Annotated in this window: 20 protein-coding genes; 5 read left to right on the top strand and 15 right to left on the bottom strand. The window is 43.4% G+C overall.

All coding sequences use genetic code 11. The features are described 5' to 3' along the window. The first annotated feature begins 36 nt into the window (after positions 1-36). The 3 genes from FK220_RS07690 (at position 37) to FK220_RS07700 (ending at position 3,719) form a co-directional block, all read left to right on the top strand. The gene (locus FK220_RS07690; protein ID WP_152573735.1) at positions 37-846 is read left to right on the top strand and encodes an MBL fold metallo-hydrolase; all 810 of its coding nucleotides are present in this window, start codon (positions 37-39) and stop codon (positions 844-846) included. Between the two features lie 78 nt (positions 847-924). After that, positions 925-2,316, top strand: coding sequence for a M16 family metallopeptidase (locus FK220_RS07695; protein WP_152573736.1), 1,392 nt, complete (start codon positions 925-927; stop codon positions 2,314-2,316). A 2-nt stretch (positions 2,317-2,318) separates the two neighbouring features. Next, positions 2,319-3,719 carry a M16 family metallopeptidase gene (locus FK220_RS07700; protein WP_152573737.1) on the top strand — a complete coding sequence of 467 codons (1,401 nt, stop codon included), beginning with the start codon at positions 2,319-2,321 and terminating at the stop codon, positions 3,717-3,719. Positions 3,720-3,778: 59 nt separating this feature from the next. On the opposite strand, the gene ettA is transcribed toward FK220_RS07700, so the two are convergent. The 3 genes from ettA to FK220_RS07715 form a co-directional block, all read right to left on the bottom strand. Continuing rightward, the gene (ettA, locus tag FK220_RS07705; RefSeq protein WP_152573738.1) at positions 3,779-5,470 is read right to left on the bottom strand and encodes an energy-dependent translational throttle protein EttA; all 1,692 of its coding nucleotides are present in this window, start codon (positions 5,468-5,470) and stop codon (positions 3,779-3,781) included. A gap of 110 nt (positions 5,471-5,580) precedes the next feature. After that, complete coding sequence (locus FK220_RS07710; protein ID WP_152573739.1) at positions 5,581-5,763, bottom strand: CAL67264 family membrane protein; 183 nt, start codon at positions 5,761-5,763, stop codon at positions 5,581-5,583. Between the two features lie 83 nt (positions 5,764-5,846). Beyond that, positions 5,847-6,830, bottom strand: coding sequence for a Gfo/Idh/MocA family protein (locus FK220_RS07715; RefSeq protein ID WP_152573740.1), 984 nt, complete (start codon positions 6,828-6,830; stop codon positions 5,847-5,849). A 73-nt stretch (positions 6,831-6,903) separates the two neighbouring features. On the opposite strand from FK220_RS07715, the gene FK220_RS07720 reads away from it, so the two are divergent. Then, positions 6,904-8,532 (top strand): acyl-CoA carboxylase subunit beta, encoded by a 1,629-nt coding sequence (locus FK220_RS07720; protein WP_152573741.1) that lies wholly within the window; start codon positions 6,904-6,906, stop codon positions 8,530-8,532. 38 nt (positions 8,533-8,570) lie between these two features. Here FK220_RS07720 and FK220_RS07725 read toward each other — a convergent pair whose 3' ends face one another. The 6 genes from FK220_RS07725 to FK220_RS07750 all read right to left on the bottom strand — a co-directional run bounded on the left by FK220_RS07725 (position 8,571) and on the right by FK220_RS07750 (position 16,224). Beyond that, positions 8,571-9,683, bottom strand: coding sequence for a carboxypeptidase-like regulatory domain-containing protein (locus tag FK220_RS07725; RefSeq protein ID WP_166204833.1), 1,113 nt, complete (start codon positions 9,681-9,683; stop codon positions 8,571-8,573). Between the two features lie 61 nt (positions 9,684-9,744). Further along, complete coding sequence (locus FK220_RS07730) at positions 9,745-11,496, bottom strand: carboxypeptidase-like regulatory domain-containing protein (protein WP_152573743.1); 1,752 nt, start codon at positions 11,494-11,496, stop codon at positions 9,745-9,747. 173 nt (positions 11,497-11,669) lie between these two features. Then, positions 11,670-13,016 (bottom strand): M24 family metallopeptidase, encoded by a 1,347-nt coding sequence (locus tag FK220_RS07735; protein ID WP_152573744.1) that lies wholly within the window; start codon positions 13,014-13,016, stop codon positions 11,670-11,672. Between the two features lie 151 nt (positions 13,017-13,167). Then, positions 13,168-14,268: an AMP-binding protein gene (locus tag FK220_RS07740; RefSeq protein ID WP_152573745.1), complete on the bottom strand. Its 1,101-nt coding sequence runs from the start codon at positions 14,266-14,268 to the stop codon at positions 13,168-13,170. Then, a complete protein-coding gene (locus FK220_RS07745; RefSeq protein WP_152573746.1) occupies positions 14,252-15,181 on the bottom strand; it encodes a CPBP family intramembrane glutamic endopeptidase in 930 nt (309 codons plus the stop codon). Before FK220_RS07745 ends, FK220_RS07740 begins: the two co-directional genes overlap by 17 nt. Next, positions 15,172-16,224, bottom strand: coding sequence for an o-succinylbenzoate synthase (locus FK220_RS07750; protein WP_152573747.1), 1,053 nt, complete (start codon positions 16,222-16,224; stop codon positions 15,172-15,174). Before FK220_RS07750 ends, FK220_RS07745 begins: the two co-directional genes overlap by 10 nt. Before the next feature lie 46 nt (positions 16,225-16,270). On the opposite strand from FK220_RS07750, the gene FK220_RS07755 reads away from it, so the two are divergent. Further along, on the top strand, positions 16,271-17,065 hold the full coding sequence (locus tag FK220_RS07755; protein WP_152573748.1) for an SDR family oxidoreductase: 795 nt from the start codon (positions 16,271-16,273) through the stop codon (positions 17,063-17,065). Positions 17,066-17,072: 7 nt separating this feature from the next. Here the strand turns inward: FK220_RS07755 and FK220_RS07760 are convergent, their stop codons facing one another. From FK220_RS07760 to FK220_RS07785, 6 genes are all read right to left on the bottom strand, one after another. Next, entirely contained in the window at positions 17,073-19,040 is a 1,968-nt protein-coding gene (locus FK220_RS07760) for a histidine kinase dimerization/phosphoacceptor domain -containing protein (protein ID WP_152573749.1), read from the bottom strand. Between the two features lie 585 nt (positions 19,041-19,625). Continuing rightward, positions 19,626-20,378 carry a LytR/AlgR family response regulator transcription factor gene (locus tag FK220_RS07765; protein ID WP_152573750.1) on the bottom strand — a complete coding sequence of 251 codons (753 nt, stop codon included), beginning with the start codon at positions 20,376-20,378 and terminating at the stop codon, positions 19,626-19,628. Between the two features lie 30 nt (positions 20,379-20,408). Next, positions 20,409-21,317, bottom strand: coding sequence for a 1,4-dihydroxy-2-naphthoate octaprenyltransferase (gene menA, locus FK220_RS07770; protein ID WP_152573751.1), 909 nt, complete (start codon positions 21,315-21,317; stop codon positions 20,409-20,411). Continuing rightward, the gene (locus tag FK220_RS07775) at positions 21,317-21,916 is read right to left on the bottom strand and encodes an SPOR domain-containing protein (protein ID WP_152573752.1); all 600 of its coding nucleotides are present in this window, start codon (positions 21,914-21,916) and stop codon (positions 21,317-21,319) included. Before FK220_RS07775 ends, menA begins: the two co-directional genes overlap by 1 nt. A gap of 166 nt (positions 21,917-22,082) precedes the next feature. Further along, positions 22,083-22,916 carry a CvfB family protein gene (locus FK220_RS07780; protein WP_152573753.1) on the bottom strand — a complete coding sequence of 278 codons (834 nt, stop codon included), beginning with the start codon at positions 22,914-22,916 and terminating at the stop codon, positions 22,083-22,085. Positions 22,917-23,061: 145 nt separating this feature from the next. Further along, positions 23,062-23,406 carry a DUF2853 family protein gene (locus FK220_RS07785; RefSeq protein ID WP_152573754.1) on the bottom strand — a complete coding sequence of 115 codons (345 nt, stop codon included), beginning with the start codon at positions 23,404-23,406 and terminating at the stop codon, positions 23,062-23,064. Between the last annotated feature and the right edge of the window lie 3 nt (positions 23,407-23,409).

Genomic DNA, 23,409 nt, shown 5'->3' on the forward strand with positions numbered 1-23,409 from the left:
CATTTAAAAGATAAAGCAATCAAACAAAAAAGTCTTATGAGAAGTTTATTGACCCTCCTGGTAAGTTGTAGCTTGTTCTTAGTGGGATGTAAGGAAAATCAGAAAAAGACCGATACCCGGAAAAAGACGGATACAGGGGAGGTGGTCCAAAATGAAGGAACGGATGCGACAGCCGAGAACATCGGCATCATTCCCATTGAGCATGCCACAACGGTATTGGAATGGAAGGACATTACTATTTATATTGATCCAGTAGGAGGTACTGCTGCTTTTGAAGAACAACGACAACCAGACCTCATACTCATTACCGATATTCACGGGGATCATTTTAGTTTGGAAACCTTGGAAGAGCTGGATACCGAAAAAGCCAAAATCATAGTACCGAAGGCGGTGGCCGACAAGATACCGGAAGAATTCACCCCGCAGCTCGATGTTTTAAACAATGGGGATAGCAAGGAGCGGTATGGCATCACGGTGGAAGCCGTTCCAATGTACAATCTAAGGGAAGACGCAAAAGACTTTCATGTAAAAGGGCGCGGCAATGGCTACGTATTGAATATTGATGGCCAAAGACTCTATTTTTCCGGAGATACCGAGGACATCCCCGAAATGAGGGCTCTACAAAATATTGATAAGGCTTTTGTTTGTATGAACCTGCCCTATACGATGACCGTAGAAAGTGCCGCAGATGCTGTTTTGGAATTTCAACCCAAACAAGTATATCCCTATCATTATAGGGGTAGACCCGATGTAAGTGACGTGACCAAATTCAAGGAGCTGGTAAATCAAGGAAATCGGAACATCGAAGTGGTGCAATTAGACTGGTATCCTTCCGAGGATTATTAAGAAAAAAATGTAACATTCATCGTGAAAAACAGTCTTACAAAAAGAATAAAGAATACTAAACCCAAAAAGAACGACTAGATGAAATTAACATTCCATGGTCTTTTTTTCTTTGTCTCGGCACTCCTGATGATTGGTTGTGGTGAAAAGAAAGAAGAGAAGGCAGAAACAGCGCAATTCAAGGTTCCAGTTGAATATTACAAATTGGACAACGGCCTTAAAGTAATACTTTCCCAAGACCGTACTTCACCCACGGCCATCGTAGCAGTGTACTATAACATAGGTTTTCGCATCGAACCAAAGAACCGAACCGGATTCGCCCATTTGTTCGAGCACATGATGTTTCAGGGATCTAACAACCTTGGCAAAATGGAATTTGTGAAACTCGTGCAGCAAAATGGAGGTGTTTTGAACGGTTCTACCCGGTTCGACTTTACCAATTATTTTGAAATCGTGCCCTCCCATAAACTTGAAACCATGCTTTGGGCAGAGGCCGATCGCATGCGCGGACTCGATATTAGTCAGGAAAATCTGACAAATCAGCAAGGGGTTGTAAAAAACGAGGTGAAAGTAAATGTGCTCAATCAACCCTATGGTGGATTTCCGTGGCTCGATATGCCCCAATACGCCAATACCAACTGGTACAACGCCCATAATTTCTATGGGGATTTGGAAGACCTCGACGCGGCGAATCTGGAAGATGTCACTAGCTTTTTCAATACCTATTATGCCCCTAATAATGCCGCATTGGCGGTTGTCGGGGATTTTGAAATAGCGGAAACAAAGGCATGGATAGAAAAATATTTTGGAGATATTCCTTCGGCTACTATTCCCCCACAGCCCGATATTTCAGAACCCAGACAGGAAGAGCAGAAAGAGTTTACCAAAAATGACTCCTTGGCAAATAAACCGGCCATTGCGCTTGCCTATCAAATGCCGGAAAGAAACTCCCCGGAGTACTATGCAATGGGTCTTTTAGACCAAATATTGGTGCAGGGCGATAACAGTCTGCTCGCACAGAAATTGGTTAAGGAAAAGGGGTATACCTCCGATGTGAGCGGTGGTATTAACTATTTGGGAAACATGTTCAATTACAAAGGCCCTATGCTATGGATGTACGATCTAACCTATGACAAAGAGACCTCTAGGGAAGAAATCCTATCCGCTATCGATGAAGTGATGACGGGTCTAAAGGATAGTGTTGACCAGCAAATGATCGACAGGGCCATTATAAAAATTCGCTCGCAGTTGTATGACGATATAGGGGGGACTTTTGGTCTGGGAAGGGCCGATCTTTTGAGTAGTTTTGCCCTTTTCGATGATAATCCCGAACGCATCAATACGCTGGAGGATGAGTTCAAGAAAATAACCCCCACCATTGTCCGCAAGACCGTCGACGAGTATCTTAGGGATACGAACCGAACGATTCTCACCGTAAATCCCCTTTTGGCCGATAACGAAAAAACAGAGTAACGATGAAAAATATAGTAACATACTTTTTGGCATTTTCATTTTCCATCACTTGCCTTTTTGCGCAAGAGGAGGAAAAACAGAAAGAACAACCCCCCAAAGGCGGAGAACCTAAAAACTTTATCCTCCCTAAAAAGGAGGTCGTTGAACTCGACAACGGCCTAACCTTGGTCATGATTCCGTATGGTTCTATTCCAAAGGCCACGATTCGATTTAGTATCAAAACGGGAAATATCAATGAACAGGAGAATCAAGTTTGGCTGGCCGATCTGTTGGCCGATTTGTTGGAAGAGGGAAGTACTACCAAGACTGCCAGACAGATAGCCGATGAAATGGCGGGAATGGGTGGCAATCTGAACATTGGAGTGGGCGTACATACTTCGACCATCAGCAGTTCGGTGCTTTATGAATTCGCGCCAGATGCCATCGCCCTCATGGCCGACGTTCTAAAAAATCCCAAATGGCCCTCAGAGGAATTGGACCGCCTTAAAAACGATATGAAGCGTAACCTATCGGTACGTTTATCAACGCCTCGTGCACAGGCAAGCCAAGATTTCTTTGCCAGTCTGTATCCGGATCATCCCTATGGCAGGGTGTACCCGACCGATGAAATGATAGATTCGTATACTGTGGAAGATATCAAAAAATTCTATGAGGAAAATTTTGGTGCCCTTAGAACCACTGTTTATGTGGCCGGTAATTTCGATGCGGAAGAAGTAAAGGCTGCGGTTGAACGCTCCCTTTCCGATTGGCGTGAGGGCGCCCCATCAAACTACCCCATCGCACAACCGGTAACGAGCAACAAAGTCAAAATCATCGATCGGCCCGGTGCCCCCCAGTCTACAATATATTACGGCCTACCGGTCATTGACCCCTCGCATGAGGATTTCATTTCCCTGGACATTACCAATTCGATCCTGGGAGGGTCGTTTGCTTCTAGGATTACCAGCAACATCCGGGAAGACAAGGGTTATACCTACTCTCCTTATAGTACGTTGGACACCAACTATAAGACGGGCTTATGGTACGAGGTCGCCGATGTAACCTCCGAGCATACCGGGGCATCGATCCAAGAAATACAGAAAGAAATCGAAAAGCTTCAGAACGAGCCCCCTACCCAAGAAGAAATGGATGGCATCATTAATTACGAATCCGGTATCTATGTGCTACAAAACTCGACTCCAAACGGAATTATTGGACAATTGATTTTCTTGGACACGCATGATTTGGATGAATCTTTTTTGACCGATAAGGTCAAAAATATGCACGCCGTTACCCCTGCCCAGGTAAAGGAAATGACCAAAAAATATATAAAACCTGAAAACATGACTTTGATTGTGGTCGGGGATAAGGAGAAAATAAAAGACCAGATACCGGAGACCATTGGTGAACCGCTTAAACAATAATAAAAAAACAAGCATAAAAAAAACTCCTGCTAAATACGGGAGTTTTTTTATACTTCTCCTTATCTAATCAATTTCTTGTACTTGATGCGTTTGGGCATTAAATCACCACCCAACCGTTTCTTTTTATTTTCCTCATAATCGGAGAAGGAGCCCTCAAAGAAATACACTTGGGAATCGCCCTCAAAAGCTAGGATATGGGTACAGATGCGATCGAGAAACCACCGGTCGTGAGAAATGACCACTGCACAACCGGCGAAGTTTTCCAATCCTTCTTCCAATGCCCTAAGTGTATTGACATCCAAATCGTTGGTCGGCTCGTCTAAAAGGAGTACGTTGCCTTCTTCTTTAAGGGTCATTGCCAAATGCAAGCGGTTGCGTTCCCCACCGGATAGCATGCTTACTTTTTTATTCTGTTCGCTGCCCGAAAAATTGAAACGACTTAAATACGCCCTTGAGTTGACTTGTCGCCCTCCCATCATGATCAACTCCTGTCCGCCACTAAAATTCTCCCAAATGGTCTTTTCCGGGTCGATGTTCGAATGACTCTGGTCTACATATGCAATTTTTGCGGTCTCCCCTACCTCAAACGACCCACTGTCGGGCGTTTCTTCTCCCATAATCATTCTAAAGATAGTGGTTTTCCCGGCGCCATTTGGTCCTATAACCCCGACGATGCCCGCCTGGGGCAACTTAAAGTTCAAATCTTCATATAACAACTTATCGCCATAGGCCTTGCTAACTCCTTTGGCTTCGATAACATTCGTCCCTAACCGTGGCCCATTTGGAATATAGATTTCCAACTTTTCGTCAAGCTGTTTTTGATCTTGGCTTAACAACTTATCGTAATTTTTCAAGCGGGCCTTTTGCTTGGTCTGCCTTCCCTTAGCACCTTGACGCACCCATTCCAGTTCGCGTTCCAGGGTTTTCTGGCGTTTTGAGGCGGTTTTGCTCTCTTGGGCCAATCGCTTGGCCTTTTGATCAAGCCAACTGGAATAATTACCTTTCCAGGGGATACCCTCCCCTCTATCCAATTCAAGAATCCACCCGGCCACATTGTCTAGGAAGTATCGGTCATGGGTCACTGCGATGACCGTTCCCTTGTATCCTGCCAAATGGTGTTCGAGCCAATGCACCGACTCGGCATCCAAATGGTTGGTCGGCTCATCAAGCAAAAGAATCTCCGGCTCCTTTAACAACAAACGACAGAGTGCTACCCTTCTGCGTTCACCTCCCGATAGCACGGAAATTTTCTTGTCCGGTTCGGGAGTGCGCAACGCATCCATTGCAATTTCGAGCTTTGTATCTAGTTCCCATGCGTTCGAGGCATCTATTTGATCTTGTAGCGCAGCCTGCTTATCCATCAGTTTCTGCATTTTATCGGCATCTTCATATACCTCGGGCAGTCCGAACATATCATTGATCTTGTTGTACTCATCCAGTACTGCCACAGTTTCCGCGACGCCTTCCTTTACGACTTCCAAAACCGTTTTATCATCGTCGAGCTGTGGCTCCTGTTCAAGATACCCTACACGGTACCCTGGGGAGAACACCACATCGCCCTGATAATTTTTATCGGCCCCGGCAATAATCCGTAGCAAAGTTGATTTACCCGATCCATTGAGTCCGAGTATTCCGATTTTAGCTCCATAAAAGAAACTTAAGTAAATATTTTTGAGAACCGGGGTGTTGGCGTTCTTATAGGTTTTCGTTACCCCGGACATGGAAAAAATGACTTTTTTATCGTCGGACATTTCTAATTAATGATTATGAGGTTATTTGTCATGTAAACGGACGTACTTGTACATCGTTGGTTGGGCGTATTTATTCCTGGAAACAGCCTCTTTATGTTTTCTTGGACCTTTTAGACCCTACCCTTCAGAGCGTTGAAAACCCATGCAATCGCGAAAAAACCAATACCTACCGAGGCGAAACCCCAACCCGCTACGTCGTCGTATCTAAAAGCACCGAGTGCGATGAGCGCACACCCTACGAATATCATAATAAAAGTAGCCCAGGCAAGTACCGTGTTTTTGTTCATTCCCATTTTAAATGTGGTTTCGTTAGTTTCAGTGGTAATTTCAAATATCGGAAATTTTGCAGGAAGTTCCCCCCACTTTTTACCAAACTTTAGCGCTCGAAAGGAAAAACAATGCCTGTTTGTTTTCGCACTTTATCCATCAAGGAAATGAGATCAAGACTATTTTGATGGTTCCAAAGTCCACTCTGCAATTTTCCCGATCCCAGACAGGCATGCACTTCCTCAATTTCATGGGCGTACCCCTTTCCCGTGGTCGGAAGATCATTTCTTTCTTTCTGATCGTTAAGTACCACGGTAAAACCTTGTGTCTCGTGCCATCTTGGTTCCAAAAAAATGGAACCATTGCTCCCCTGAATTTCGGCCCTCATTTCGGAGCTGGAGGTGAGTCCACTATAAAGTAAGGCCTGTGCCGACCCGTATTTAAAAATCATCGAAGTCTGTACTTCGGCCCCGGTTTTATAAAAATTGGAGCATGAAAGAATTTTCTCGGGCATTCCTAAAATCAAATAGGCCAAAAAAATAGGATAAATGCCGATATCCAATAAAGAGCCGCCCGCTAGTTCCGGGGTGAGGAGTCTCCCTTTTTCATCCCTATCCAATCCATAGAATGCAAAATCTGCATGCAGGTACCTTATTTTTCCAAGTTTTCCCACATCGACCCATTCCTTTATTTTTTTGATGGAGGGATTGAAACGGCTCCACAGGGCTTCCATTAAAAATACATTTTTGTCCTTGGCAGTACCAACCATGTTTTGAACTTGGCCATGGTTGACCCCTAGGGGTTTCTCGCACAGGACATGTTTTCCATGCTCCATCGCCTTTATGGCCCACTCTTCATGCCCGGTGTGCGGAGTGGCAATATATACAACATCCACTTCCGAAGACTTCAACAGTGCTTCGTAACTGCCAAAAGCATATTCGGCGCCATACTCCGTGGCGAAAGAAGTGGCTCTGTCCAAACTTCTGGAGGCTACAGCCGTCAATACGCCACCATCAACGAGTTTTAAATCGTTTGCAAAACTATGTGCTATCTTTCCGGGACCTAGGATTCCCCATCGTATCGTTTCTGCCATACCTCATTGAAATTTCCCAAATGTAATGAATTTTAGTCCTTATCTTTAGCCCTAAAATGAAACTCGACCAACAATGGATATCAAATTCAATAAAAATGAAGACCATAATAAACTCTTACTTTCCGAGCTGAGAAAAAGGTTGGCTAAAGTAAAGCTTGGAGGGGGACGTGCACGTCAGGAAAAACAGCGAGCACAGGGAAAAATGACGGCTCGGGAACGTATTGATTATTTGTTGGATTCTGGTACGAACTCCATTGAAATTGCCGCTTTTGCAGGAGATGGAATGTACGAGGAACACGGTGGCTGTCCTTCGGGCGGCGTGGTTGTAAAAATGGGATATGTAAAAGGAAAGCTTTGTATCGTAGTAGCCAACGATGCAACCGTTAAGGCCGGGGCCTGGTTTCCCATTACCGGAAAAAAGAACTTAAGGGCGCAGGAGATAGCCATTGAAAATCGTTTGCCGATTATTTATTTGGTCGACAGTGCGGGGGTGTATCTGCCGATGCAGGATGAAATCTTCCCGGACAAGGAACACTTTGGGCGTATTTTTAGAAATAATGCCGTTATGAGTAGCATGGGGATTACCCAAATTGCCGCTGTGATGGGCAGCTGTGTGGCCGGTGGGGCCTACTTACCCATCATGAGCGACGAGGCATTGATCGTTGACAAGACCGGAAGTATTTTCCTGGCCGGAAGTTATTTGGTAAAGGCAGCTATCGGAGAGCAAATAGACAACGAAACACTCGGGGGTGCTACCACACATTGTGAAATCAGTGGCGTTACCGATTACAAGGCCAAGGACGATAAGCATGCTTTGGATACCATCATAACTATCGTCGATAAAATCGGGGAATTCGATAAGGCGGGGTACAACAGGAGCAAACCGCAAAAACCCAAGGAAAATCCGAATGATATCTATGGAATTCTGCCAGCCTCTCGTTCGGACCAGTACGATATGCTGGAAGTCATTGAACGATTAGTCGATGATTCCGAATTTGAACAGTACAAAGAGGGCTATGGCAAAACCATACTCACAGGATATGCCCGAATCGATGGCTGGGCGGTGGGTATTGTGGCCAACCAGCGAAAGGTGGTAAAAACCGCAAAAGGTGAAATGCAGTTCGGAGGGGTTATTTACTCGGATTCTGCCGATAAAGCCACTCGGTTCATTGCCAATTGCAATCAAAAGAAAATTCCTTTGGTGTTTTTACAGGACGTCACCGGATTCATGGTGGGTAGCAAAAGTGAGCATGGGGGGATTATCAAGGATGGGGCAAAAATGGTAAACGCCGTAAGCAATTCCGTAGTGCCCAAGTTTACCGTCGTAATAGGCAACAGCTACGGGGCCGGGAATTATGCCATGTGCGGCAAAGCGTATGACCCGCGGCTTATCGTGGCATGGCCTAGTGCGGAATTGGCCGTAATGAGTGGAAACTCCGCTGCCAAAGTATTGTTGCAAATTGAAAAGTCGTCCCTGAAGAAAAAAGGAGAGACTATAACGGACGCAAAGGAAAAAGAGTTGTTCGACAAAATAAAACAACGTTACGACAACCAGATTTCCCCCTATTATGCCGCTTCCCGTATTTGGACCGATGCTGTAATCGATCCTTTGGAAACCCGAAAATGGATTTCAATGGGTATTGAGGCCGCCAATCATGCCCGCATTGGGAAGTCGTTCAATATGGGCATACTACAGGTGTAGGTTTGATTTCAGGAAATAAAACCCAAAACCGCCCTTGCTTATTGGGTCTCGAGGACCACATTGATCGATGGTCGACCCTCCTCGACGGTCCGAAAGACCTCTTTCATCCCTTCACTTTTATAGCTTAAGATATCTCCAATCTTAGCGTCTAGGGAATAGCGCCCATTCCCGGAGGTCCTGGTGATAGCACCCGTGCCCATCACGGTGATGGAAACATCCTTCATAGGTTTTCCATTAAAAAACACCATTCCACTAATGGTTCTGGCGCTTCCGATGGATTTGTCTACGGATGTTTCAGCCAGTTCAGTACCTAGTAAACGTTCCATTTCCTTGTCTCGTAGCACGGTAGTATTTAAATAATAGGTCATGGCAGATTTACGTACCCGCTGCCATTTGCCCATACTGGTATACCGGATGTAGGAAGTACCAGGAATGTCGGTGGCTGCCAACGCTAGGCCTAACCCGTCCCCAAAAACTTGCAGCAGTTCGAGGCTTACAACGAAATCATCGGCCACTACCAACCCAAAGGGATTTAAATCTACCGCTATTTCCCCTTGATTCTGCTTTACCATGACCAATATGTTCTTGCCACCCAACTTGGAAGAGGGATAGGGTTTTGCCTGTTTGTAGATATTTACACGAAGTAATAAGCTATCCGAAGGATTTTCCCTCACATGGAAAAATAAGGTGTTTAATTTGCGAATTCTTTTGTTAGTATTGATGACCGTACCCAGTTCTCCCCCTAGGGCTATTTGGTCTTTCCAGTACCCCAATGTACCGGAAGAGACATAGGAGTATCCGATGGTGACTTTCTTACCCCCCTTGAATGCCCTGAAATTCGACTCCCTTGCACTTAGCACTATCTCGTTTAACTGAATGGGCGAAGGCTTCAGTTCGTAAATAGTCTTTCTGTCCTCAAGCAGTCTTGCGAAAGGTAAGACAAGCTTTGCGTATCCAATACAGGAGATTTCGACCAAATCCGATTCCGAGTGAATTGACTTGTCCAATGGAAGGGAAAAGAACCCGGTCTCATCGCTCACCGTCCCTATTCCTTTATTTAAAAAACCGATATTGACATAGGGTATAGGTTCCTTCGTTACCGCGTCCAAGACCTTGGCAGTCATTATGGACTGCGCCAGAAGAGATGACATACCTATTCCAAGGTAAACAAGAGTCCCGATAGTTGCGACCCTATAGCGGCCAATCATGAAATCAATTTCGCACAATATCCCTGCTGACATTGAGACGAAGGAGTTCTTTGTTGACCCCTTTGGTATGAAGACGGGTCAATTTCACCTCCTTACGCTGGGAGGCCTCGCCATAGTTGTGATACACGGTAGACTTGATATAGGTCGGGGTAAGACTTTTGTTGCCCAGGTACTTGATATTCACCGACCAGGGACCCGGTGTAGAACGGTCCAAAAGATATTCCTCGATCGAAAAACCTTTTGATTTCTCCTGCTGTATTCTTCCATTGTTGTGTTCCAAACTGTGCTTCCAGGTATAGTATTGACCATCAGGATTTACAAACTGTAATTCGAACTCCGCATCACTATTATCCCATTCAAATACCAAACGGGTTCCTTGATAGCTTTCTTCCTCTACAAAGAGTTTACCGGTTTCCTTTACCACGTCTTCACCACCCAAGGCCAATAGATTATTCAGTTCCCTATCCATTATTTTTGAGAAATAAAGCGTGTCTTCATTGATAAAGCCTTGGTCCACGAGATAGTAATACCGCGCGTAAATCGAGGCTGCTCTTTTGGAATTTTTTAAATCGCGATAACTACGGGCCAAATCCAAATACGACTGGGCATAATGTGGCCTCAAGATAAAAGTCTCTTTGATGACCTCATGCGCTCGCCTAAAATCACCCTGTTCCTGATAGGCATATGCCAGAGATTTCAATGCCAGAGGATTATCGGAAAATAGCTCCTTATGCTCCCCTATAATGGAATCCGCAAACTCACCCTCCTTCCATTTGGAAGAAAAATAGCGGTATGCCTCGATGAAGAAGCCCGGATTTGATTGCTGTGATGGTGCGGTAGCCATATATGTCGATTTTGCCTCTTCAAGTGAGGGACTGTTATATAGTTGTTGTAAATAGGACGGTAAATCGCGTGCCAATTGATCATCGGTAAGCGGACTTTCCTTAAGATAATTGTTTCGCAATCGTGCCTTATCTTTTAGTTCTTTTGAGTACGTCACGGTATTGCCAACCTTTGTATTGACGATCACCACTCCCCCCGCGGCAAGCGAACCGTACAATGTAACCGCCTGCAAGCCATTCAAGACTGCTACCCGTTCCATGTTGTCTGGAAGAATCCACAAAGGTGTGTCGGTGAAAACTTGTCCGTCAACATCAAAAATGGCCGCCTGATTGTTGAAAATCGATGACCTACCTCTTATAATAACGCCACCACCCTGAATACAATTACCAAAAACGGCCACACCCGGAAACTCATTTCGAATGACGTTGAGAATACAGAGACCTATTTGGGTAATACTTTCTTTGGGCAAGACCCTAATCTGATAGGTAGAAGCCTCCGCATCCAGTATACCATAGGCGGTTCGAATCAAATTTGGATTGGTAGGATACTCAATTTCAAGTTCTTCCTTTGACTTTCGCCTGCTTTTGGTCACCACTACTTCGTCGAGTTCCTCCACATCGGGAAACATCGTTATGTTAAGAATCCGCGTGACATCCTCTACGAGTATTGCAACGGGTTTCAAACCTGTATATCTATAGACCAATACCTGCCCTGTTGCAGTCGTTATTTCATACTTTCCATTTTCGTCGGTAAATACCTTTTTTTCCGAATCTTTGATAGATACCTCCACATTTTGTAACGGCTTTGTGCCGTCGGAGACGGTTCCTAAAACTGTCTTGTCCTTTTGTTGGGCAATGCCTCTGAAACCAAACAGCAAACCTGTTAACACGAAGAGCAAAAGTGATTTTTTCATAGCAGACGATCTTTATAGTTCAATAGATTTATAATATAGCAAATGGAAGACGTAATTCATATAAAATTAACAAAAAATAAACATAATTATCGCAAAATTAATAGTTTTACTATTAATCCTAAATGTACGGGAGTAGCGCGTTGTTTTCCAGGGTATTCTGATACGGTAGGCGTTTAATTTCCAAGATGCCCCTTAACTCTTGGAATCAATAGTAACTCGGTTTGGCGGCCGTTGACATAGCGAAAACCGTCTTCTCCATAAAAGCCAGCCTCCTCCAACATAATTCTGATATCCCTCTTCCATTCTGGAACGGTAACGGTAGTGTTTAACTCAATAGCATATACCGTATTCGGATTCAAGGGGTAATTTTCCCCGTCATCCTTCATTACGCCGCCCTGGGAGTCCCACATTCCGATGGTAGTTCCTGCGGAATGGCCATACGACCCCAGTGGATGTGTATATATTGAGGGACGCAATCCGGCTGATTTTGCTTCTTGTAGCGACTGAGCCAAGATTTCGTTGCCAGTACGTCCTTCCTTCATGTTCTGGGTCAAAAAGTCTTGCACACGGTTGCCATCTTCCAATGCCTCCATCAAAAAAATCGGGGCTTCAGTTTCCCCAGGCTTCAGTACATAGGCCAATTCCTGACAATCGGTGTTCAGCCGCAGATACGTGATGCCAAAATCACAATGAAGCAAATCACCAGGCAAGACGACCATACCTTCGGGCCGGTCGGAGAACGAATAGAGGTGCCCCTCGAGCTTTTCACTGGTACGCTGTACATCGACCGTTGGATGGAACCATGTCTCCAACCCCAAATCGGTCACCTTTTGTCGCATCCACCACTCGACCTCGGTGGTCGTAGTAACCCCGGGGGTAATCACTTTTTCGGAAAATGCCTCGGCGATGATGTCGTGGGTGATATCGACCAGTTGATCGTAAATCACCATCTCACGTTCTGTTCGTGTTTCTATCCAACGTACCGCCAACTGTTCTGCGGAAACCACTTTTTTCCGGTGCTTTTTAGGTAGGTTTTCCATGAATTCCTCGTGATCGGTCTTATCGAGCCCGTCCGCTATGTTATGGTCTTTGGAGAAATTCAATCCTATTTTCCGCGGATTTCTCTCCTCTATTATCTGCACCAAACGCTTCCACTGATCCGGTTCTTTTTCTTTATCCCAAGCCGAGGTAATATTCTCGCCCACATTGTAGCGCGCCACGGCCAATTTTTCAATGGAATTTTCCGACTTGTTCCGATAGAATACCAAAATGGTTCTTCGCCGGGCGTTCAACCAAGTGGCCGGGAGCATTGTTCGCAATACGGGATCTTCGTTGTATTCCCTAGAAATCAACACCCACATATCGATATCGGTAGCATCCATAAGTCGTGGAAGCAGATTATTGAAGCGGTCGGATAGCATTTCATCGACCACCTTGGCCCGCTCATTTTCGGGAAGAACCTGTTGGGCTCTGAGGTTCAAAAGGATAAAAAAGCAAAAAAACAAGAAGTATCTTTTCATCGTGTAAATGGTTTATCTTTTTTAAATTGGGATTGTCAACAATACTCTTTAAACACACTATTTATAACTGGTTTGGAAAACTACCATCCTACTGTAGGGGAGCCGTTATCCAGCCTTTGAAACATCGGTACACTACCCGTGTCAATATCGATTATTTTTGGTTCAGGGACTCGATGGAGGCTTTCCTATCAATCTTTCCATTGCCGGTTTCCTTTAACTTATCTATCTTAAAGATATGCTTGGGGCGTTCAAATTTCTCGAGGGAGGTAAGCGCATTGATCTTTTTCGACAATTCGGATGCATCAGCTTCTCCTTCCAAGACCAACACCAACTTCTCACCTAACCGGTCATCGGGAAGTCCGGCTACGAAAAATCGATTCTCGATCAAAGGAGTCAATTTTGCCTCGATTTGCTCGGGATTGAGTTTAACTCCGCCCGAATTGATGATATGGTCAAATCGTCCCAACCATTCGAATGTCGTGTCGGATAAAAGATTCACCATGTCGTTGGTAACCACCGATTCTTTTGAGATTTTTGGCGCATTGATAACCAAGCAGCCCCTTTCATCGATGGTCACCGTGATATCCGGTAGTGTCTCAAAGGGAGCTTCGCCTTCGTACGATGTTTTTGAGGCAGATCGGTTGATAGGCCTTACGGCTATATGGCTAATGGTCTCAGTCATACCATAGGTTTCAAAAACGGCTGTTTTCCTACCCTGCAGTGCCTGTTTTAGGGAAGCAGCGATAGGAGCACCCCCTACTATCAGGGTTTTTATTCGATTTATTTGATTCAAGGAGTTTTGCAACTGCAAAGGTACCATCGCCGCAAAATCATAGGTTTTATTGCCTAACGATAAAGGATCGGCAGACGGGGCTACACAGTCGATCTCCAGACCGAGTGCCATGGCTCGAACCAACATCATCTTTCCGGCGATATAATCGGTGGGTAGACAGAGTAGTGCCGTATCCTTGGGTTCCAATCCAAAGTATTTCCCGGTAGCAAGGGCGGAACCGACCATTTTTTGTTTTTCGAGTACGATCGTCTTCGCCTTTCCGGTAGTACCTGACGTTTTCACTTCAATCGTTTCTTTGTCATTGATCCAATCCGTCAAAAAATCACCTATGACCAGTTCAAAGGGTTCTCCTTCCTTGATAAGGCTATACGCCACTTCTTTAAGCTCTTCCCTGTTAAAGGAAATTCCATTGAATTTAAAATCGGGGTGTATCTCCCTAAAATCAGGTTCGGTCGTCATATGTCGCTAGATAGGTTTCCTTAGAGGGTACTTTTCCCGTTAAACGTTCTTTCCAGTCGCTCCAATTGTATTTTTTTGAAAATACGAACAACAATATGGGATAGATTACAAGTACCGGTATCAACACATCCCACCCTAATGTAGGTTGCGAAACGTCACGGTAAATAGAATCCGTCTGAAATGCAGTCCAGTCGGCCGTAACCAGCAATGCCCCGATAAGATTATTGGCGGCGTGGAAGCCTAGGGCAAGTTCCAAACCTTCATCCATCAAGGTTAGGATACCCAGAAAAAATCCTGTTCCGATATAGTAAACCATAATGCCGTATCCCAGTTTTTCGACCTCGGGATTCCCTAAATGCATCAAACCAAAAAGCACCGAAGTGATGATCAGTGGTACCCATCTGTTTTTCGCCATTATACCAATACCTTGCATCATATGACCCCGAAAGAGATACTCCTCAAAACTGGTTTGTAGGGGAATCAGCAGGATCCCAATGACTGCCAGGGTCAAAAAAGGGACCAGTTGAAAATTGAATACATAGTCTTCAGGTGAGAGGTACACGGTGGCCATGGTTAGCACAACTGTTAGTCCGCCCCACACAAAAAACGCAAAGAAAATACGCATCCAATCGATTTTAGCCCGGGAAGTGGTAAGCGAGGTAATCGATTGAGGATGCACCAATTTGGTCCAGCCCAAGACAATAAACAGGCCAAAGGCCAAAGGTACCAGGAGAATCACCAATACCGTGTTGGTTCCCAACGTTTCGATCATGTCTTTCATACTATCCTCTACGCTCACTGGAGATAATGCTATCAGCACATAATTGAGAATCATAAAAGCGATGAATCCGATGGGCAATATCCAATATTTCCATAATCCCAGATTGCCTCTGTAACCTTGTTCTATGTACATAAATCCTGAATCAAATTAGTTTTCCATTTTTTGTTGGTTCTATAATACAATTTTCCGTTCTCTACCGAAAGCGGACTTTCAAAGTTGTTGGTGTAAAGGCTCCCTGTGCCCAGGCCTTGTGGCTTTTTATTACCCAAGGTAAATGTCCATTGTGCGATGGCGTTCAGCCCAATATTACTTTCCAAAGCGCTGGTAATCCACCAACCGATATCATACTTTCGGGCTAACTCGATCCATTGCATACTTCCTTTGTAGCCCCCCACCAAACTCGGTTTTAAAATAATAAATTGTGGCTTGACCGTACGTAGCAGCCGTTCCTTTTTCGTTACATCGAAAATACCGATCAATTCTTCGTCCAAGGCAATAGGTAATGGTGTTGAGGCACAAAGCTGTTTCATTTCATCCAATTGACCCGGTTTGATAGGTTGCTCAATGGAGTGGAGCTTAAGCTTCGACAGACGCTGCAATTTTATGAAAGCCTCCGCAGGCGTAAATGCACCGTTGGCATCGACCCGCAATTCGATTTGGTCCGCGGCATATTTTTCCCTGATGGATTGTAGCAAGGCTATTTCTGTTTCAAAATCGATGGCGCCGATCTTCATTTTGATGCAGTGGAAGCCCTGCCCCAGCTTCTGTCGGATCTGTTCAAGCATAAAATCCTCATCCCCCATCCATACTAGGCCATTGATCGTGATTGGAACTTCCTTTTCCAAGAAGCCGGAAGGAAAAAGCTCGAATGGCGTATTGGCCTTCAACGATCTGAATGCCTGCTCCACCCCGAATTGAATGCTCGGGAATTTCATCAATCGGTCCCAAAGTACTTCCTTACCTAATTGAATATTGTCACATGTCCATTTCAAGGTTTCTTCATACTCGGGTCGATCATCGATACTCAAACCTTTCAGACGACCGCATTCCCCGATCCCAAGACGATCCCCTTCTACCAGAATCAGAAACCAAGTCTCCTTTTGCGTCAGTACGCCACGCGAGGTACCGCTAGGTCTTTTAAAATCGAGGGTATATTTTTTATAGTAGGCCTTCATAAACTCGTATCAAATTTAGCTATATTTTAGATGTCAAAATGAACAAATGGCGTCTATTACGGGGAAAACGGTATGGATTACGGGAGCTTCCTCCGGCATCGGGGAGGCTCTGGCCTATGAATTAGGAAAAAAGGGGTGTAACATCATTTTATCGGCCAGAAAGGAAACCGACCTCTTAAGGGTAAAAAGTAAGTCTCCATACCCCGAAAAGGTCGAGATTTTGACCTTAGACCTGATGGATTTCAAAGGGATGCCTGCAAAAACCAAGGAAGCCGTAGGACTTTTTGGGCCCATCGATATTTTGGTCAACAACGCCGGGGTGAGCCAACGCTCCTTGATCGTGGAAACGGATTTCAATGTTTTTGAAAAACTGATGGATGTCAATTATCTGGGTACTATAGCACTCACCAAGGCGATATTACCCTATTTTATAAACGAGAAGAATGGACATTTCGTAACGGTTACCAGTTTAATGGGGCGATTTGGTTCTCCCTTTCGCTCGGGCTATTGTGCTGCGAAACATGCATTACATGGTTTTTTTGATGTATTAAGGATGGAACACCAGAAAGATGGCATCCTAGTGACGCTTATATGTCCGGGATTCGTACAGACGAACGTTGCTAAAAATGCCCTTACGGCAGACGGAAGCCAACAGCGAAACAATGATGTGGCTACGGAGAAAGGGCTTCCCGTAGCCTTGTTCGCAACAAAAATGATACGGGCGATCGAAAACAAAAAATACGAGGCCTATATTGGAAGAAGGGAACTTATGGGAATTTATCTAAAGCGCTTTTTTCCCAAGTTACTGCACAAAGTTGTGTTAAGAAGTACGGTAAGATGAGGGTAGCCTAGGTAAAATTGAACCAAAAACGGACTCCTTCTGTCTTGTTGTCTACGTTCAACTTGGTCTGTAATTGATTTGCAAGACGGTTCATTAATCGGATGCCCATCGAAGAATTGGCCCTTTCCTCCGAATCTTCCGGAAGCCCGACCCCATTGTCGGTGTATTCGAAAAAGCCTTCCTTTACGCCTATTTTTCGAAGATGGATATAAATTTTTCCATTCTCGTCGTCGGTCGGAAATGCGTATTTGAAGGAGTTCGATACCAATTCATTCAAAATCAGTCCGAACGGAATGGCCCTGTCGATATCGAGTTCCACCCCCTCTGCATCTACCGTAATGTTAATGTTATGCCCTCCTTTTTTGTAGACCGACTGCACACTGTTGATAAGGCTTTCGATATACCCCTGCATCTCAATTACCGAAAGATCTTCGTTCTGATATAGTTTTTGGTGAATGAGGGCCATGGCCTTTACACGGCTCTTACCTTCTTCCAAAGCTTCTATAGCTGCCTTGCTGCGGGTATTTTTGGTTTGCAAACTCAGCAGGCTCGATACCATCTGCAAATTGTTTTTCACCCTATGATGGATTTCTTTTAAAAGCGAGTCTTTCTCAACCAGCGAATTCTCGATAATGTGTTTTTGCTCCGCAATAAGCCGTTGGTTCTTTATACTTCTCAGATAGGCGTAGACAAGTCCGGCTAGCGCCAAAAGGGTCAGCACCAGAAGGATAAATGCCATATCGTTACGTTCATCCAAGGCAATCATATCATTTTTCGATTGCTCTAGTTCCAACCGTTGCTGCTCCATCATCAGCAAGGTGTTATTTTTATCCTCACCCACCACCGTACCTAGCTGTTGAAGCCTCAGCTTGGATTCGTTGGTTTTTAACGAATCTGCAATCCGAATATTTTTTTTCAGATAATGAATAGAGTTCTTATAGTCTTGGGTCTTATCGTAGTATGAAGCATACAACTGATTCCGTTTGACAATATTTTCGGTCTTGACCGGGGTGAGACTATTGCTTAGATAGTCGGTGGCTTTTTCAAAATCCTCCAACTCAAGATAGCACTCTGCAATGGTGAGACTATTCTCGACCAGCTCCGAAGAGAACTTATCGGAGATTTCCTCCTTTATGGTTTCAATACTACGCTCCAAGAAAGGAACAGCCTCCTCATACTGTTCCATTAGTGCGTGGCATTTACCGATATTTCCCTCGATAATTCCTTTCAGGAGATTCGCCTGGGACATTTCGTTCTCAGATTTACTTTTAGCGGTATCGCTCAAAAAAACATTGATGAAACCAGCGGCTTTGTTATATCTTATGAGTGCCGTTGGGGCAGACTTATCCAACCGGAGATAATCACCCACCGTGTTATAGAAAACGGCCTGCCCATAATAATCCGATTCATCGATTTTCTTTTTTTCCTCTTGGAAATAATCGTCCATCGCCTTGCGATAGAATCCTAGATTGGCATATATGTCATAAAAAGAGATATTTTCTGTAAGGCCTAACTCCCTCTTTTCTTTTCGTATGTCAATTTGATCTGAATAGAACTTCAATTGGCCGTAACTCTGATCCATGAGATTCAAAAGAATCTCTTTGGTCTTTAGACCCAACTCCTCTTTTTCTTCATATAGATCCTTTGAAATGGCAATGCTCTTATCATAGTCACCTAAATCATGATATACTTGTGATTGCATCAAAAGATAATCGAGTATGGCGGAAGAATCGTTTTTCTTCTGTGCATCGAGCAAATAAATATTCACCTGATCCAACCAGTCATAAGCAGAATTTTCGCGGTACCTATTGGGAGTTCTAAAAAAGAAATCGAGGCGACTATGTGATTGTTGGTCTCTTTTGAACGTTTCAAAAAGATTGTCGTTCAAGACACCCGTTTCCTGTGCAGCTACAAAGCTAGTGGCAAAGAAACCCACTAGGGAAAGAAAAAAAAGCTTGTTCAAAAAATTATTCATATCGGTTCTAAGGGGCAACCTATATTTCTGTTTTGGTATAGTGTACTGTTTTATCATCTGGTAATTCAAAGAAGCTTTATACCTCTTTGATTAATTCCCGACCTAGTTTCAAAAATATCGTATTTGTATCAATTCATTTCAATATTGTTGTGTAACCTTTCTTTTTTGTGGTCAAAGCCTGAGGGTGCGACAGCCGCATCCTAAGTGTTTTCAACTAGTCTCATGCCCTGCGGACATACCAATAGCCCTTACTTGACATCGACGTACGGCAACGATTACCCTTTTCATTGTAACTTGTTCCTGACGTAAAGACCACAAAAATAGGTGTTTAAACTAAAAAGAGTCCTGACCTAATCGTCCGGACTCTTTTACGAGAACACTATATGAAAATGAAAAAATTATGAGCACTTTTGACACGTTATGTACTATAACGCTACAGAACGAATGTATTCAGATTCTATAATCCTTGAAAGAAAATGTTGTGAACGATAGGAAAATTGTTGTGAGCAGTTGGTTTGAGGAGGTGTAAAATCAAAAAAGATCCCCAGCAGGGATCTTTTTTGCAAGTCGTTTCGTTGAGATGGTTTAAGAATTCATCGACGAAATTATAAACTCCTTAAACTCTTTCGAGATGGGGATCAAATTATTGTTGATCATAATGTCTTTGGAATTAATGGCATCGATATGATCGACATTTACGATGTACGATTTGTGCGCACGATAGAATTTGTTTTTGGGAAGTTTCTCCAAATAGTCTTTTAAGGGAGAGCGAACCAAAAACTTCTTATCAACCGTGTTCACCTCAAGATATACATTGTCGGCCTTGATAAATTGAATATCGCCAAATTGTATTCTATAGTACAGATGTTGTTTCTTGACAAATATGGAATCCTTTAAAACGGAATTGGAAACAGCGATATCCTCTTCCTGCATGGATTCTCCACCTTTGGCTTTATCGGAATGAATAAAATTAGATAGTGCAATCTCAATCGAGGTGTATAAATCTTGCTGCTCAAAAGGCTTCACCAAGTAGCCGTTCGGTTTAACGGTTTTGGCATTTTCAACAGTTGCCCGATCGGAGTTGGAGGTAACGAAAATAAATGGGATATCGTAATTTTCACGAATGTGTTTTCCTAAATCGATACCGGTCTTATCGGATGCCAGTATGATGTCGATCAATACAAGATCCACTTGCTGGGTTCTCAATACTTCTTCGGCTTGTTCGTAAACAATTACATTGTCAACAATCTCGTATCCGATTTCTTCAAGCATCGATTGCATATCATCCGCAATGATGACATTGTCCTCGACGATCAGTATTTTAATTGGTTGTTCCAAGGTAGGTAAGTTTTTTTGGTGGTTTCAAATTTACAAAAATTTATTATAACTGATGTAGGTCAGTACGGCCAAAAGAAATGTGCTCAATGCCAATTTCTTTAGCTCGGGATCAAATGAACTTGGTTTTTTTATATGATAAACATTGATGAAATGTATACCGATAGGAATAAACGCCAACAAAGGCAAAAACTGTAAAATCTCTCTTGCATGTTGCAGGGTAAAAAGTAGCATGGTGATAAAAGCTACTATCAAAAGTGTAAAATGATAGCGTTTGCCTTTCACGTATCCCAATTTTACAACTAGGGTGTTCTTTTGCGATTTTTTGTCCGATTCAAAATCCCTTAAATTGTTGAGATTCAATACCCCGGCACTTAAGGCCCCTATCGCAACTGCAGGCAATAACGCAGTAACAGTAATGTATTTGGTATATAGGAACATCGAGCCTAGTACTGCCAAAAGTCCAAAGAACATAAAAACAAATAAATCTCCCAACCCCTTGTAACCATAGGCCGATTTTCCGACGGTATATTTGACGGCGGCAAAAATGCTGAATATTCCCAAAATAAGGAACAGCAACATGAGTGCTATATTTTCCGAGCCAAAGGCCCTATAGATTACGGTTATCACTAACAACAAGCTGACTACGGTGGCTACCGCAATTCCTTGTTTTAGCTCCCTCGACGTCAAGAGGCCACTTTGCAGGGCACGTTTTGGGCCGATTCGATCTTCATTATCGGTACCTTTCACCCCGTCACCATAGTCATTGGCGAAATTGGAAATAATCTGAAATCCTATTGTTGTCAGCAAAGCAAGAAAAAAAATTAGTAAATCACTTTTGCCATAAAGATTTGCAAGAGCAGTACCCATGACCACTCCCGATATTGATAGTGGCAGGGTTCTCAACCTAGCTGCATAGAGCCAAGCACTTATCTTCGTCACTAATATGGATCTTCTATTTGAACTCGTTTACCGTCCTTGTAAGAGGCTACAAAGGCGTCTTGGAAACCAAGATCTACCAACTGCTTTCTAAACAACTGGGCTTCCTCCAAGGTTTCAAAATTTCCAAGGGAATAGGAATAAAAGGGATTGGTTTTTACGAACATGGTATTGGTCAGCGCCTCCGAAGCCAGGGTAACGTTGTTTTCAACGAACGATTTCACTTGCACGGAGTAAATCTTTTCTTTCTCCAGAAACTCCTTGGCAAGATAAAACTCCTTGACCAGGCTCAACTCCTCATTCTGTAATTTCAGATTATCGATTCGTGTTTTAATGGCATCTAGACTATCTATAGATACCAAAAGATTGCTTTGATTCTCGTATTTGTTTGAGCTGCTAAGACCCGCTGTAAAAGAAGTTATTGCTAATGTACCGATTAGGAAGAGGCCAGTGATACCGGCAAGTACATTTCGTTGAACCTTACTCTTTTTGAGTTCTCTGTTCTTAAATTTTATCTGGTCCAAAAGACGTTCGTTGATTATCTGCGCCTTATCAATGTCTTTATGCAATTCAAGTAAATCGCTTTCTTCTATAAATGGCATGTGTTATTGAGTTTTAGGGGGCTCGACTCGATAAAGTTAACCAAAACTAATTCAGCTTAACAAAATTAATGACCCAATTGTTGCAAAAATAGAATTTTTAGTGGTAAAGTGGCAAAAAACCGATGTTAAAATAAGGTAGTTTGCTGGTATACATCGTCTTAACGTTTCAGGATATGGCATAAATACCGTCATCCTTAATCGTTATCTTTCTGGCCTTGTAAAGTGTACCTATTCCCTTCTTAAATGTTTTTTTACTCATTTCGAGTTCTTGGGCAATCGTCTTCGGGTCCGACTTATCGTGCAAGGGTAAATAACCGCCATGATCTAGCAAAATCCTATAAATTTTATCCGCAGTCGGTTCCAGCACACTTTTACCAAGCGGCTGCAGTACTACATCTATCTTGTTATCGGATCTGATATTCTTTATATATCCCTTCATTGTATTACCAACCGCCATTCTCTTGAATACATCATTTAAAAACACGAGTCCCTTGTGTTTGTCATTAATGATTACTTCCCAGCCAAGGTCGGTAAGGCGCGTTACCAGCAAATCAACCTCATCGCCCACCCCGACCGAAATCGCTTCATTGCTTAAAAACTTATCCAGTTTATTCGATGCCACCAAACGAAAAGACTGTTCATCCATGTAGCAATACACCACGTACCATTGGCCCTCTTTCATTTTCTCGCGCTGTTCCCTGAAAGGAACCAATAACTGCTTTTCCAAACCCCAATCTAAAAATGCCCCTATTTTGTTTACTTCTACTACCTGAAGAAATCCAAATGTATTTCTTTTAATAAAAGGATTCAGGCTTGTAGCCACCGGACGTTCTTCATGATCGAGGTAACAAAATACAGTGAGCTCGTCCCCAATTTCAAAAACTTTGGGAACGTATTTATTGGGTAGTAAGATTTCGACACCTGTGTCGCTTTCCAAAAATAGGCCGACGCTGGTATCCCTTGCAATTTTAAGTGTATTATAGTTTCCCAATTCTATCATACGACAAAAGTACTCTTAAATTAAATGAACGGGTGTAGTTTCGTCCCCCATTTTTCGAGAACCACCTGTACTTATATCCCTATTCCCCATAAAAAAAGCCACACATTTTTATTGTGTGGCTTTGGTCGAACTCCTTTAACCTTTGTTACTTATTGTAGGCAGCAGCTTTGTTAAAGTGCTTGCACAACATGTAGTAAATTACTGCCCGGTGTTTGTTTCTGTTGGAAGTGCCATACTTGTCGACAACACTTTTAATAGCTGGCATTAGCTCACCATTGTCTTTCATCCCAAGCTTCTTTACCAAGTAATTGTTCTTCACTGTTTCAAGTTCTTTTTCATCAGAACCTGAAACTTTTGAAGCATCAAGATTATAAATAGCGGGTCCTAAGCCAATGGTGACCTTGGTCAATAGATCCATGTCTGCCGTTTCCCCAAATTTATCCTTGATGTCTGCCGCGTACTGTGTAATTAATTCGTCTCTTTTGCTCATAAT

Origin of the sequence: Pelagihabitans pacificus (genome assembly GCF_009371985.2) — a bacterium.
Taxonomy (GTDB): domain Bacteria; phylum Bacteroidota; class Bacteroidia; order Flavobacteriales; family Flavobacteriaceae; genus Pelagihabitans; species Pelagihabitans pacificus.

What these genes read in the sequence shown, in the direction of transcription:
- FK220_RS07690 (WP_152573735.1), top strand. Translation starts at nt 37, where the DNA reads ATGAGAAGTTTATTGACCCTCCTGGTAAGTTGTAGCTTGTTCTTAGTG.
- FK220_RS07695 (WP_152573736.1), top strand. Translation starts at nt 925, where the DNA reads ATGAAATTAACATTCCATGGTCTTTTTTTCTTTGTCTCGGCACTCCTG.
- FK220_RS07700 (WP_152573737.1), top strand. Translation starts at nt 2,319, where the DNA reads ATGAAAAATATAGTAACATACTTTTTGGCATTTTCATTTTCCATCACT.
- ettA (WP_152573738.1), bottom strand. Translation starts at nt 5,470, where the DNA reads ATGTCCGACGATAAAAAAGTCATTTTTTCCATGTCCGGGGTAACGAAA.
- FK220_RS07710 (WP_152573739.1), bottom strand. Translation starts at nt 5,763, where the DNA reads ATGGGAATGAACAAAAACACGGTACTTGCCTGGGCTACTTTTATTATG.
- FK220_RS07715 (WP_152573740.1), bottom strand. Translation starts at nt 6,830, where the DNA reads ATGGCAGAAACGATACGATGGGGAATCCTAGGTCCCGGAAAGATAGCA.
- FK220_RS07720 (WP_152573741.1), top strand. Translation starts at nt 6,904, where the DNA reads ATGGATATCAAATTCAATAAAAATGAAGACCATAATAAACTCTTACTT.
- FK220_RS07725 (WP_166204833.1), bottom strand. Translation starts at nt 9,683, where the DNA reads ATGTCATCTCTTCTGGCGCAGTCCATAATGACTGCCAAGGTCTTGGAC.
- FK220_RS07730 (WP_152573743.1), bottom strand. Translation starts at nt 11,496, where the DNA reads ATGAAAAAATCACTTTTGCTCTTCGTGTTAACAGGTTTGCTGTTTGGT.
- FK220_RS07735 (WP_152573744.1), bottom strand. Translation starts at nt 13,016, where the DNA reads ATGAAAAGATACTTCTTGTTTTTTTGCTTTTTTATCCTTTTGAACCTC.
- FK220_RS07740 (WP_152573745.1), bottom strand. Translation starts at nt 14,268, where the DNA reads ATGACGACCGAACCTGATTTTAGGGAGATACACCCCGATTTTAAATTC.
- FK220_RS07745 (WP_152573746.1), bottom strand. Translation starts at nt 15,181, where the DNA reads ATGTACATAGAACAAGGTTACAGAGGCAATCTGGGATTATGGAAATAT.
- FK220_RS07750 (WP_152573747.1), bottom strand. Translation starts at nt 16,224, where the DNA reads ATGAAGGCCTACTATAAAAAATATACCCTCGATTTTAAAAGACCTAGC.
- FK220_RS07755 (WP_152573748.1), top strand. Translation starts at nt 16,271, where the DNA reads ATGGCGTCTATTACGGGGAAAACGGTATGGATTACGGGAGCTTCCTCC.
- FK220_RS07760 (WP_152573749.1), bottom strand. Translation starts at nt 19,040, where the DNA reads ATGAATAATTTTTTGAACAAGCTTTTTTTTCTTTCCCTAGTGGGTTTC.
- FK220_RS07775 (WP_152573752.1), bottom strand. Translation starts at nt 21,916, where the DNA reads ATGCCATTTATAGAAGAAAGCGATTTACTTGAATTGCATAAAGACATT.
- FK220_RS07780 (WP_152573753.1), bottom strand. Translation starts at nt 22,916, where the DNA reads ATGATAGAATTGGGAAACTATAATACACTTAAAATTGCAAGGGATACC.
- FK220_RS07785 (WP_152573754.1), bottom strand. Translation starts at nt 23,406, where the DNA reads ATGAGCAAAAGAGACGAATTAATTACACAGTACGCGGCAGACATCAAG.